Origin of the sequence: Sphingomonas sp. SUN039 (assembly GCF_024758725.1) — a bacterium.
Classification (GTDB): Bacteria; Pseudomonadota; Alphaproteobacteria; order Sphingomonadales; family Sphingomonadaceae; genus Sphingomonas_O.
In genome coordinates this window covers 294,636-307,040 of sequence record NZ_CP096972.1, presented here as the reverse complement: position 1 = coordinate 307,040, position 12,405 = coordinate 294,636, and the positions used below count along the sequence as shown (strand labels likewise).

Here is a 12,405-nt window from a genome sequence, read left to right as displayed (position 1 = left end):
CCAAGCGCCGCTCAGGACGAACGTGCAATCGGGCGTCCCGGATTCCCCACGATGGTGACTCCGTCCGGCACATCGGCGATCACGACCGCGCCCATTCCAATGGTCGCGCCCGCTCCGATCTTCAGCCGCGCATTGTGCCTGCCCTGCCTGATCATCGCTCCGGCGCCGATATAGGCACCGTCGCCGATCTCGATGTTGCCATTGCACCGGACGCCGGGTGCGAAGGTGACATAGTCGCCGATGACGCAGTCGTGCTCGACGATGCTGCCGATGTTGCAGTGGAAATGGTGGCCGATCCGGATGTTGCTGGTGACGACGACCCCGGGCGACAGTGCCGCGCCGACCCCGATCGACACATCGTCCATGATGACGACATTTGCCGCCCGCACCTCGAAAAAGTCGATCGACGCCGCTTCGCATTCGACAGCAAGCCGCCGCCTCACACCACCGTCGGCGACGGCCAAGACCATGCGTTTGGCCCGCGCCGGTCGCACACAAAAGTCGGCGAAGGACACGACCCGCTGTCCGTTGACGAACCGCCCCGCTTGCCCGTCGTCTACGAACACTAGTTCGACATTTTCAGACACAGCAAATTGATCGCGCACAAGCGGCATGAGTCCGCGACCGCAGCCGCCCGCACCATAAACGCCGATCAATTCTGCCATTTCAGCGGCTCCCCGCGTGTGTCGCCGCCCGTGGGAGGCCCCTATTGGGCGTCATACACGACATGAAAGGCCTCGGCGTGCGCGACGCCGATATACGCGCCCCGCCATGTGGCAAGTGCCTCGATCGCCGCCGCAGACCGCGGCGAATGACCGGCATGATGCTGCGATGCATAACAATTCCAGGCATCGGTCTTTTTGCCGATCGACTCCGAAACATCGACAAAGAGCGTAGGTGCAAAGGCGTTGACGACCGAATGTGGCAGCAAATGTGTTTCGGTCGGCGTTTCGTACATAGCCACCCGTTTTACCGAGTGCGACTGATAGGGTCTGGTGGCGACAAAACCGGCATAGGCCAGCGCCCCGTGGTCGCCGTGCAAATCGTGATAGTACGGCAGGTAGAGTTCGGTCGGCGCGACACGAGCGACCAGATCGGCCACACGCCGGTTGGTAATATGTGTAGGATGGCGATCGAGACCGACGGCAGGCAATTCATCGAACACGAGCTCATGAACGCCAAGCACCTTGCACGCGAGTGCTGCTTCCGCGCGGATACCGTCCCAAAGACTCGGCGGGCCGAGCACGTTCGGCTCGCTTCCATGCCCCGTCATGATAGCAACGGTCACCGCTCGACCTTCGGCAGAGAACCGTGCAATCGTTGCGCCCATTCCCAGCGTCTCGTCGTCGGCATGCGGCGCGATAACCAGAACCCGATTCAATTCGATCTCTCCCGAAAACGTGGCTGCCCTTTCAGGCGGGACTCGACGGGTTCCCCTCCTTCGCTGATGTCATATTCCACAAGGCAGAGCGAACTTCCATTGCCGCACCGGACGATCGGTGCGCCGGCTGCATAGTCGAATATCTGCCCGACCTGCGCGATCCACTCAGGCCGAGCGACGGGTTTGGCATCCCAGATGGTGACCTTTTTGCGACCCAGCCATGTAAAGGCGCCCGGATAGGGACGGCCGACTGCACGGATCAGCCGGTCGATAGAAAGCGCGTCATCATTCCAATTGATAAGGCCGTCTTCGGGCCGCCGCGCCGACAGATATGTCGCCGCACTTTCGTCTTGCACTGCGGCACTGACGTCGCCCTCAATCAACCTCGGCAATACCCTGTCCAGCATCTTCCTCAGCGCGAGCATGTGCAAGTCGAGCAGCTCGCCCAGTCGCACGCGTTCGTCCAGCTCGAACGTCTCCTGCGCGAGCAGCGCGCCTGCATCGGTGCCCTCATCGATCCAGAACAGGCTCCCCGCCGTCCGTTCGAGTTGCAGCAGGATGGTCCATGACAAGGCAGAGCGACCCCGCAGGCGCGGCAGCGGAGCCGGATGATAGCCCATCACGCCGCTGCGCGCGCACGCCTGAAACGTGGGACCGCAAAGGCGCGACCATCCGACCACGAAAATAAAGTCGGGATCGAGATCGCGTACGCGGGCGAGAATATCGGGCTGCTCGACGTTCAGGCTTTTGGCGACCTCGACACCATGCACAGCACCCCATGCACCCAGATCGACATAGTCCGAATGCATCGCAGAGCGGTCATCGGGCACGGTAATGATCAGCTTTGGCAGCCAGCCGGCCGCGCGCATCGCTTCGAGCAATATGGCGGTAGACTGCACCGCCCCGACAACAATTGCGGATCGGGTCATCGTGCGGTGTCCATCGCCATCAAGGCCAGCGCGCGCGAAATGAGCGCCTCGTCTCGTCGCTCACCATGGATGACCGTCATCAGCGTCTGCAAGACAATTCTGAGGTCGAAGGCCATCGACCGGTTCGCGATATAGTAGAGATCGACGGCGAGCTTCTCATGTTCGCTGAGCAATGTGTTGCCCGATATCTGCGAGAGCCCGGTCAATCCGGGCTTGACCGACAGTCGCCGCATGCCACCGGTAACATTTGCTTCCGACGTTTTCAAAAGGGGGCGCGGGCCAACCAGCGAAATGTCGCCCCGGACGATGTTGAACAGCGAGGGCAGCTCATCTACGCGATAACGCCGGATCAGGAATCCTACCGATGGCGTCCGATGGTCATCGGGAAGCAATTGGCCATTCGCGTCGCGCGCGTCGGTCATGCTGCGAAACTTCAGCAAGTTGATCGCCTTGCCGCCAAGGCCGCTCCGTGATTGCACGAAAAACAGCGGCATCCCCATCGTCGCCACGACGGCCAGAGCCACGGCGATCATGACCGGCGAAAGCGCGACAAAGCCTAGCACCCCAGCGACAAGATCGAAACCGCGCTTCAAATAGGAATGCGACTCATCCTTCATGCTGCACGACGTCGGGCGGTCGAGAACTGGGCGAACCCCAAGCTTACCGGCTCGCCGACGCAAATACTTGCGACACGACGGCGCAGCATTTGTCGACCTCGGCATCGGTCAGCGTGGGATGCGTGAGGAACATCAGGCTCGTCGCGCCAAGCTCGCGGGCGACTTCGAGCGGGCGCGCGGGGCGGAAGCCGGTGTCATCGAACGCCTTTTCGAGATAGACCTCCGAGCAGCTGCCCTGAAGCAGCGGAACACCCGCTGCGACGACCTCGGCAACGATCCGGTCGCGGCTCCACCCCGGCTGAAGGTTATCGGGGCGCACATAGGCGTACAGCCGGTAAAAGGCATGAGTTAGTCCGGCACGCGGCATCGGGACACGCACGGCCCCAGCAAACGGCTGCAGCGCATCGGCAATACGCACGGCAATGGCCGTGCGACGTGCGGTCCAATCCGTCATGCGGCGAAGCTGGATGCGGCCGATCGCCGCTTGCATCTCGAGCATGCGCCAGTTGGTCCCGACGCTTTCGTGCACCCAGCGAAAACCCGGCGGGTGGGTGCGTTCGTAGACCGCATCCCAGCTCTTGCCGTGATCCTTGTACGACCACATTTTGGCCCAGACGTCGGGATCGTTGCAGGTGACCATGCCCCCTTCCCCGCCCGTCGTCATGATCTTGTCCTGGCAGAACGACCATGCGCCGACATCGCCAATCGCGCCTACATGTGTGCCATCGACCGTTGCCCCATGGGCTTGCGCGCAATCCTCGATCACCTTGAGATCACGCACAGCGGCAAGCGCCATGATTGGCCCCATGTCGCACGGCCAGCCCGCCAGATGCACAGGCAGCACGGCCCGCGTGCAGTCGGACGTTACGGCGGCAATAGTGTCGGCCGTAATGTTGCCGCTGTCGGCATCGACATCGGCAAACACCGGTCGGGCGCCGGCGGTAATGACCGATGAAACCGATGCAATGAATGTCCGTGGCGTAACGATCACCTCGTCACCCGGTCCGATCCCCAATCCCTTGAGAGCAAGATCGAGCGCCAGCGTCCCGTTCGAAAGCGCGATGGCGTGATCCGTGCCCGTCCAAGCCGCGAATTCCGCCTCGAACACGCGACCTTCGTTGCCCGTCCAGTAATTGACCCGGTTCGATTGCAGGACGCCCGCCACTGCCTCCACTTCCTCTTCGGAAAAGCTCGGCCACGGCGCAAATGGGGTGTTCAACATAGTCCGGTAAAAGGCCTTGTCTTGCTCGGCGCTCCCCCAAGCCGAAATCTTGCACGGTGTCCAGTTACCTTTCTCCTTTTGCGCGCGCAATTCATTGCTATAGGCGGTCGCGTTGCGCGCCTGCGCCGCACTCAAAGAGATACGATGAAACCTGTTAAAGTGCTGACCGTGTTCGGAACGCGGCCGGAAGCCATAAAGATGGCCCCCGTGGTCCTCGCGCTTGCGGACGACCCTCGTTTCGAGGGGCGTCTCTGCGTGACCGGTCAACATGCGGCGATGCTCGATCAGGTCATGGATATTTTCGGGATGACCGCAGACGATGATCTGCAAATCATGCGTGAGGGCCAGGGGCTGACACACATAACCACGGCTGTGCTCGAAGGCATGGAGCGCGTCTTTGCCGATTGGCGGCCCGACTGGGTGTTGGTTCATGGCGACACGACGACATCGACCGCCGCAGCGCTGGCAGCATTTTATAGCCATATCCCGGTCGGGCATGTCGAAGCCGGACTTCGGACGCGAAACCTGAAATCGCCATGGCCTGAAGAGGCAAACCGTCAGATTACCGGTCGACTGGCCAGCCTGCATTTCGCGCCGACCGAGTTGTCGCGGCAGAATCTGGCCGAAGAGGCCGTCGCGCCTGAGGCAATCTTCGTGACCGGCAATACGGTGATCGATGCCCTGTTCATCGCGCAGTCCAAGCTCGAAAACGACACCCGGCTGAAGCGTGAAATCGAAGCTGGCCTGCCGCCGCTGGCGGCCGGTAAAAAGTTGATTCTTGTCACCGGTCACCGGCGCGAAAATCACGACGGCGGGATTGCGCGGGTCTGCCAGGCGCTGGCCATTCTCGCGCAACGCGGCGACGTCCAGATCGTTTATCCCGTTCACCTTAATCCAAAGGTTCGTGCGGCAGTCGATCCCATTCTGGCCGGCGTCGATGACGTGCATCTGATCGAACCCGTCCCCTATCTGACGTTCATATGGCTAATGACCCGCGCCCATTTGATCGTCACCGACTCCGGCGGCGTTCAGGAAGAAGCGCCAAGTCTGGGCAAGCCAGTTCTCGTTACCCGCGATACCACCGAGCGGCCCGAGGCCGTCGAAGCGGGCACTGTTTTGCTCACCGGCACGTCTTCCGCCGCGCTCATCGAACAGGCGACCCGCCTGCTCGACGATCCGCTAGCCTATCAGGCCATGGCAAAAGCCCATAACCCCTATGGCGACGGCCTTGCCACCAGACGCATTCTGGACGCTCTGGCCAACCAATCGATGCAAGAGGCACAGGTATGAAAAGCTTCCGCGATCCCGCTACAGTGACCGCTTCGATTTATGGTCTCGGCTATGTCGGGCTGCCCACGGCTGCGGTACTTGCCGACGCCGGGATCACGGTTATCGGTGTCGACGTTAACGAGGCCGCTGTCGCCAGCATCAACAACGGTCGGGCGCATATCGTTGAAACCAACCTGGACGAAGTACTCGGCCGCGTCGTCGAGCGCGGTAAGTTGCGCGCGACCATAGTGCCGGCACCGGCCGATGTGTTTCTCATCGCCGTCCCGACCCCGTTCAAGGGCGATAAGGAACCTGATCTGCGCTTTGTCGAATCCGCATCGCGGATGATCGCGGCGCAGCTGCAGCCCGGCAATCTTGTCATTCTGGAATCGACGTCCCCTGTGGGAACGACGGAGCAGATCTCGCGCTGGCTGGCCGAAGAGCGCGCCGATCTGGTATTCCCGCATCAGGACGGGAAGAATTGCTCGGTCCATATCGCTCATTGTCCCGAGCGTATCCTGCCAGGACGCGTGCTCCACGAAGTCGTGCATAACGACCGGATCGTTGGCGGCATGACAGCGCGGTGCAGCGAACTGGCGGTCGAATTCTACAGTCTGGCGGTCAAGGGAGCCTGCCACGTCACCAACGCCCGCACGGCCGAACTCTGCAAATTGTCAGAGAATGCGTTTCGCGATGTGAATATCGCTTTCGCCAATGAATTGTCGCTCATCTGCGACAAATTCGGGATCGATGTCTGGGAATTGATCGGGCTGACCAACAAACATCCCCGGGTCGAGATCCTGCGTCCCGGTGCCGGCGTTGGCGGCCATTGTATCGCGGTCGACCCCTGGTTCATCGTCGATATGGCACCCGGTCTGTCGCGGCTGATCGCCACCGCACGGCGTATCAACGATGCAAAGCCGCATTGGGTGGCCGACAAGATCCGCGAGGCGGCGCTGACCTGCGGCAAGCAGGAGCCGACCATTGCCTGCATGGGCCTCGCCTATAAACCCGACGTCGATGATTTCCGCGAAAGCCCCGCCGTCGAGGTGACGGCGCTGGCTGCGGCCATGGGCATCGGCCGGGTGATTGCCTGCGATCCGTTCGCCGAAGTTGCGCCGCCCGAACTTGGCCAGGCACAGGTCCCGCTTGTCGATCTCGCCGCAGCGCTGGAGGCCGATGTAATCGTCTTTCTGACGGCCCATACGGTCTTCAAGTCGATCGAGCCCGCCCAGTTGGCTGGCCGCGCCGTGATCGACCCCTGCGGATTGTTCGAGGGCCAATGAGCAAAATCGCCGCGCCGCTATGAAGTTGCTCTACTTTCATCAGCATTTCACCACCCCAGACGGGTCATGGGGGACCCGCTCGTACGAAATGGCCAAGGCACTCGTTGCAGCGGGACACGACGTCACCATGGTCTGCGGATCGGCGGCGCAGGGGCGAACCGGTCTCACCGGCCCGTTTCGCCGGGGGCGTCGCGAAGGCGATGTCGAAGGCATCCATATCGTCGAGCTCGAACTCCCCTACGCCAATAACGACGGGCTGCTCAAACGCTCGATCGCGTTCTTGCGCTTTGCCGCACGGGCTATGCAGATCGCGGTGACAAGGCGAGCCGACCTGGTATTCGCCACGACCACGCCGCTGACTGCCGCGCTTCCCGGTATCGCGGCGCGGTGGCTGAGAGGTCGCAGATTTGTCTTCGAGGTGCGCGACCTGTGGCCAGAAATTCCGCGTGAGATGGGTGTCATCCGTAATCCCGTGACACTGGCGATGCTCGGCGCGCTTGAATGGGTGGGCTACCGCTCGGCCAGCCACCTTATCGGCCTCGCGCCGGGAATTGTACGCGGGATCGCCCGCCTTGGCGTGCCGCCTGAGCGAATTACGCTCATCCCCAATGGCTGCGATATCCAGATGTTCAGCGATGGCGCGGCCGCTGTCCGTTCCGACGGTATCGCCGCCGATGATCTGCTGGCGGTATTCACCGGGACGCACGGCCCGGCAAACGGTCTCGACGCCGTGCTCGATGCTGCCGCAGTTCTCAAAGCGCGGGGCGAGCGGCGGGTAAAGCTGTTGCTGGTCGGCGACGGCAAGGACAAGGCATCGTTGGTGGCGCGGACTGCCGCCGAAAATCTGTGGAATATCGTCCGTTTTGCCGAACCGATGCCCAAGCGCGCCCTGCCGGGCCTTATGAAATGCAGCGATATCGGCATGCAGATACTGGCCGATGTTCCTGCCTTTTATGAGGGCACATCGCCGAACAAATTTTTCGATTATCTCGCCGCCGGTTTACCTATTTTGACAAACTACCCAGGGTGGGTCGCCGACCTCGTCAGCCAGTCGGGGGCCGGCATCGCGGTCAAGCCGCGCGACCCGGAAAGCTTTGCCGATGCGCTACAGGCGCTGCTCGCCGAAAAGGACCGGGGCACGCTTGTCGCGCGCAAGACTGCCAGCGCAGCACTTGGTGCCCGGGAGTTCGACCGTGCCCTCCTCGCGGCACGGTTCGTTGCGACCCTCGAACAGGCTGCTGGGCTCAGACGGTAACAGCGGCCCGGACGGCATCGATGACTCGGTCCTGATCGCTCTCGCTCAGATAGGGGTGCATCGGCAGGCTGAAGACGTTGAGCGCAAGCGTCTCGCTGTGCGCCAGCCCCTGGGGATCGCACGGAAAGTCCCGGTACGCGGTCTGCTGGTGGAGCGGGCGCGGATAATAGACCGCCGTTGGAACCGAAGCTGCCGAAAGCGAGGCCAGAACCGCCGCACGGTCCTGCCCGGCCGAACATGTCAGCGTGTATTGCGCCCAGACCGAACGGCAATCGTCCGGCACTTCGGGCGTCTGGATCACATTGTGCAACGCGGTGGTATAGCGTGCGGCGACCCGTTGACGGGCATCGATCTCGTCGGCGTAAATCGCCAGCTTTTCGAGCAGGATCGCGGCTTGGAGCGTGTCGAGACGCGAATTTATGCCGATGCGTTCGTTATCGTATTTGTGGCTGCCCTTCCCGTGAACCCGGTAGGATTCCATAAGGGCGCGCAATTCGTCGTTGCCCGTAAACACCGCTCCGCCATCGCCGTAACAGCCAAGCGGCTTGGCTGGAAAAAACGAGGTCGTGGCAATATCGCCGATCGAACCCGTAATCCGGCCGCGATAGGTCGCGCCGAACCCCTGGGCGCTGTCTGCCACGATCCACATCCCGCTCTCGCGCGCTATATCCGAGATGGCGTCATAGTCTGCGGGCAACCCGAACAGATCGACCGGAATAACCCCGGCGGGACGCAGACCCAGACTGCGCGCATAGACGATGGCACGCTTCAGGCTTTCGGCGTCCATGTTGAAGCTCGCCGGCGTCACATCGACAAAGACCGGGGTCGCACCGGTCATCGGCACGATCTCTGCGGTCGAGGCGAAAGTGAACGAGGGGCAGAACACCGCGTCGCCCGCCTTCGCGCCCAAGGCCATCAGCGCAAGTTGCAGCGCATCGGTGCCATTGGCGCACCCGAGCGCATGGCGGGCGCCGCAGAAACTGGCCAGCTCGCGTTCGAATTCGGCCACCTCGGGCCCCATGATGTACTTGCCGGCGTCGAGAACCGCGGCGAGACGCGCGTCGAGCCGGTCGCGGATACGGCGCTGTTGTGCGCCAAGATCGATAAATTCCATGATTATCCCCGAACCAGTGATTTGATGAAGTCGAGCCAGCGCGCATGCGGCACGGCAAAATTGCCGCTGACTTTTTCGCCTGCGGCGACGTCGCGGGTGACGATCGCGCCCATGGTGACATAGGCAGCGGCGCCGATGCTCAGCCCGTTGGCGACAACCGCGCCCGGCCCGAAATAGCACCCGTCAGCGACGGTCGCACGGCCCATGATGCGCGTGCCCGACGTGATCGTCACGCCCGTCCCGATCACGCAGTCGTGTGCAATATACACCTGCTTGTCGATCAGCGTTTCGGCACCGATGTCCGTAAAGCCGCCAAAGCTTGCGCGGTCGATCGTCGTCCCGGCTGCGACCGTGACATTGTCGGCAATCCGGACCCCGCCAGAGGCGCTGATGAGCCGCCGGGGCTGGGTCGCCGGCCGCGCGTCGAAGCCGCCTGCGCCAATGACGCAATGAGCACCAATCGTGCAGTTCTCCCCAACCAACGTGCGGGGTTCGATGCAAACATTGGGGCCGATCCGCGTTCCGGCACCGATCCTGATGTCGCGCGCGGTAATAATCGCGGTCGGATGAACATCGGCAGAGGGATGGATCTCGGTCGCGAACGACCGCCACTGGAGGTCCGTCAGCCCTGCCAGCTTGTCGTGGAGGTCCATCGCGACCGCCAAGGGGCGGGCAGAAACGGCAAGGCCGAGCCCAGCCGGTATCAGCTCGGCAATGACAGCGGGAACAAGCGCGCCCGCAATGCCCGGACACCCCAGCATTTCGTCGACATGCGCCGCTTTGGTCGCAAACACCAGCCGGGCATCGAGCCGCGACGGGATTTTCGCGACATAGGCTATGTCGCAATCGCGCACGACATCCATCGGTAGCCCCACCGCCAGCTCGGAAAGCTTGATCGTAGCGCCCGAAAACATTGCCTAGCGCGCCAGCGACCGCGCCAATTGCGCCTCGGCCTGCTCGAGTACGCGCAAGACCGCGAGCGCCTCGACCCCGTCGGTCTGCGGCGTCGTTCCGTTTGCGACACACGCGCCGAAATGGGCACATTCGGTCCGCAACGGTTCCCCGCGCTCAACCCGGACATAACGGGCGTCGGCCTTGACCGGCACCGGCGCACTGCCTGTGCGGTCGATCCCGTGATCGTACAGGCTCAGCTTGCGGTCCCAGTCCGGTTCGCTGTCGTCGAAGACGGCCATTGCGCGATCACCGACGACGACTAGTCGGTGTTCCTTGAACGGATGCAGCCATGACACCTGGACATGTCCGCGCAAGCCGTTCTCGAACGCCAGTTGGACGGTGCACCAATCGGCGATGCCCGGTGTCACAATTGCCGCACCTTGTGCGGCTACGGTGGCGACGGGGCTGTCCGTCAGCGCCAGGAGCATCGAAATGTCGTGCGGCGCAAATGACCACAGGACGTTCTCTTCGATCCTGAATTTGCCGAGGCTCATCCGGTTCGAATACACATAGCGCAGGGCACCCAGTTCGCCGCCGCGGACGAGTTCGCGGAGCGCGACGAACACGGGGTGATACTGAAGCAGATGCCCGACCATCAGCGGGACATTCGCTTGGCGGGCCGCGTCGACCACCGCCGCGCCGTCGTCGCTGGTCAGCGCGAGGGGCTTTTCGATCATGACTCCTTTTCCAGCCGCGATAGCCCGCAGCGCAAGCGACGCATGGGTCGGCGCGGGGGTTGCCAGACAGATTCCGCCGATCTCCGGGTCCGCCAGCACCTCGTCAAAGGTCAGGACGGGCACGCCATAGGTCGCCGCCATTTTTGCTGCGGTCTCGGGATCACCATCGACCACGGCACCGAGCAAACCGAGTTCGGCGAAGTTGCGGCACAGGTTCTTGCCCCAATAGCCGCAGCCGACCTGAGCGATTTTGGCCATGTCGATCAAGCCTTGACGATGTGGTCGGCAGTTTCGCGATAGCGGCCCCGCGCGTCGATCAGCAGCTGCGCATGCTGTTTGATCATGGCATAGTCGAAATCGCTGTGATCGGTGAGCAGCACCACCGCATCGTAACCGGCGACAGACTCGGGTGTGCAATCAACCGAAGCCAGGTCGAACTTGTGTTCGCGCATCTTTGGGAATAGCGGGACATAAGGGTCGTGGTAGCTGAGGTCGGCACCCCATTTGCGAAGAATTTCCATGACGAACACCGACGGACTTTCGCGCATGTCGTCGACGTTCGGCTTGTACGCGATGCCCAGAATCAGGATTCGCGCATCGCTGAGCGCCTTTTTGTGCGTGTTCAGTCCATAGACGATCTTGTCGACGACATATTGCGGCATGGCAGCGTTGACCTCGCCGGCTAGCTCGATGAACCGCGTATCGACACCGTATTCGCGCGCCTTCCATGTCAGGTAAAATGGATCGACCGGAATACAGTGCCCGCCGATGCCGGGGCCCGGATAATAGGCCGTAAAGCCGAACGGCTTGGTCTTCGCCGCGTCGATGATCTCGAAAATATCTAGGCCCATCCGGTCGGCAACGATTTTCAACTCGTTGACTAGGCCGATGTTCACGGACCGATGGATATTTTCAAGCAGCTTCACCATCTCGGCGGCCTGCGTCGAACTCACGGGAATGACGCGGTCGATGAAGCGCGAGTAGAGCGCGACACCCTGAGCCAGACACGAGGGCGTCGATCCCCCGACGACCTTGGGAATCGTGCGGGTCGTGAAGTCGGGATTGCCCGGATCTTCGCGCTCGGGCGAATACACCAGTGCAAAATCCTTGCCGGGAGTCAGGCCCGCGCGCTCCACATAAGGACGCAGGATTTCCTCGGTCGTGCCGGGCCAGGTCGTGCTTTCGAGCGATAGCAGCTGTCCGGCGCGCAGGTACGGTGCGACCATCTGCATGGTGCCCTCGACGAAACGCAGGTCGGGTTCGCGCGCCTTGCTGAGCGGCGTTGGCACACAAATGATGAGCGCGTCGCAATCGGCGGCTCTCGAGAAATCGGAGGTCGCCTCGAAACCCGACGCGCGCATTTTTTCGATTTCGCCGTGTCCTACATGCTTCAGTGGGCTTTGCCCTTGGTTCAGTTGCGCGACACGATCGAGATCCACATCGAAACCGATAACCCGCGCCCCTGTTTCGGCGACACGCAGCGCCAACGGGATGCCGACGTAGCCCAAGCCCAGTATGCCGACGCAATCCATATCGGTTGTCTTCTTCCCATTTGCTGATTGCCGCCACACGGCGACGCGGGGGCTTTACAGCTTTGAGCGCGAGATTAAAGGGACTTTACGAATGACGGCGGCCACAACCGCTCCATCGCGCACTGTTCTGATGGGATTCGCTCGCACTGCCGTTTCGGGGACCAGCGTC

At 62.2% G+C, this 12,405-nt stretch carries 12 protein-coding genes; 3 read left to right on the top strand and 9 right to left on the bottom strand.

Going from position 1 to position 12,405, the window contains the following annotated elements:
- Positions 1-11: 11 nt before the first annotated feature.
- The 5 genes from M0209_RS01505 to M0209_RS01485 are packed head-to-tail and all read right to left on the bottom strand — an operon-like array spanning position 12 to position 4,149.
- Positions 12-665, bottom strand: a complete 654-nt coding sequence (locus M0209_RS01505) for an acetyltransferase (RefSeq protein ID WP_258886402.1) — start codon at positions 663-665, stop codon at positions 12-14.
- A gap of 41 nt (positions 666-706) precedes the next feature.
- A complete protein-coding gene (locus M0209_RS01500; protein ID WP_258886401.1) occupies positions 707-1,381 on the bottom strand; it encodes a PIG-L deacetylase family protein in 675 nt (224 codons plus the stop codon).
- Entirely contained in the window at positions 1,378-2,262 is an 885-nt protein-coding gene (locus M0209_RS01495) for a methionyl-tRNA formyltransferase (RefSeq protein WP_258886400.1), read from the bottom strand. Before M0209_RS01495 ends, M0209_RS01500 begins: the two co-directional genes overlap by 4 nt.
- Positions 2,263-2,306: 44 nt before the next feature.
- The gene (locus M0209_RS01490) at positions 2,307-2,927 is read right to left on the bottom strand and encodes a sugar transferase (RefSeq protein ID WP_258886399.1); all 621 of its coding nucleotides are present in this window, start codon (positions 2,925-2,927) and stop codon (positions 2,307-2,309) included.
- A 43-nt stretch (positions 2,928-2,970) separates the two neighbouring features.
- A complete protein-coding gene (locus tag M0209_RS01485) occupies positions 2,971-4,149 on the bottom strand; it encodes a DegT/DnrJ/EryC1/StrS aminotransferase family protein (RefSeq protein ID WP_258886398.1) in 1,179 nt (392 codons plus the stop codon).
- A 159-nt stretch (positions 4,150-4,308) separates the two neighbouring features.
- Between M0209_RS01485 and wecB the strand changes: the two genes are divergently transcribed.
- From wecB to M0209_RS01470, 3 genes are read left to right on the top strand one after another with little or no spacing between them, the layout of a single operon-like run.
- On the top strand, positions 4,309-5,439 hold the full coding sequence (wecB, locus tag M0209_RS01480) for a non-hydrolyzing UDP-N-acetylglucosamine 2-epimerase (RefSeq protein ID WP_309547045.1): 1,131 nt from the start codon (positions 4,309-4,311) through the stop codon (positions 5,437-5,439).
- A complete protein-coding gene (wecC, locus tag M0209_RS01475) occupies positions 5,436-6,704 on the top strand; it encodes a UDP-N-acetyl-D-mannosamine dehydrogenase (protein WP_258886397.1) in 1,269 nt (422 codons plus the stop codon). Before wecB ends, wecC begins: the two co-directional genes overlap by 4 nt.
- Before the next feature lie 19 nt (positions 6,705-6,723).
- On the top strand, positions 6,724-7,959 hold the full coding sequence (locus M0209_RS01470; protein WP_258886396.1) for a glycosyltransferase family 4 protein: 1,236 nt from the start codon (positions 6,724-6,726) through the stop codon (positions 7,957-7,959).
- Here the strand turns inward: M0209_RS01470 and M0209_RS01465 are convergent.
- The 4 genes from M0209_RS01465 to M0209_RS01450 are packed head-to-tail and all read right to left on the bottom strand — an operon-like array spanning position 7,949 to position 12,236.
- Complete coding sequence (locus M0209_RS01465; RefSeq protein WP_258886395.1) at positions 7,949-9,073, bottom strand: DegT/DnrJ/EryC1/StrS aminotransferase family protein; 1,125 nt, start codon at positions 9,071-9,073, stop codon at positions 7,949-7,951. The genes M0209_RS01470 and M0209_RS01465 overlap by 11 nt on opposite strands.
- 2 nt (positions 9,074-9,075) lie before the next feature.
- Positions 9,076-9,987, bottom strand: coding sequence for a DapH/DapD/GlmU-related protein (locus M0209_RS01460; protein ID WP_258886394.1), 912 nt, complete (start codon positions 9,985-9,987; stop codon positions 9,076-9,078).
- A gap of 3 nt (positions 9,988-9,990) precedes the next feature.
- A complete protein-coding gene (locus tag M0209_RS01455) occupies positions 9,991-10,962 on the bottom strand; it encodes a Gfo/Idh/MocA family protein (protein ID WP_258886393.1) in 972 nt (323 codons plus the stop codon).
- Between the two features lie 5 nt (positions 10,963-10,967).
- The gene (locus M0209_RS01450) at positions 10,968-12,236 is read right to left on the bottom strand and encodes a nucleotide sugar dehydrogenase (protein WP_258886392.1); all 1,269 of its coding nucleotides are present in this window, start codon (positions 12,234-12,236) and stop codon (positions 10,968-10,970) included.
- Between the last annotated feature and the right edge of the window lie 169 nt (positions 12,237-12,405).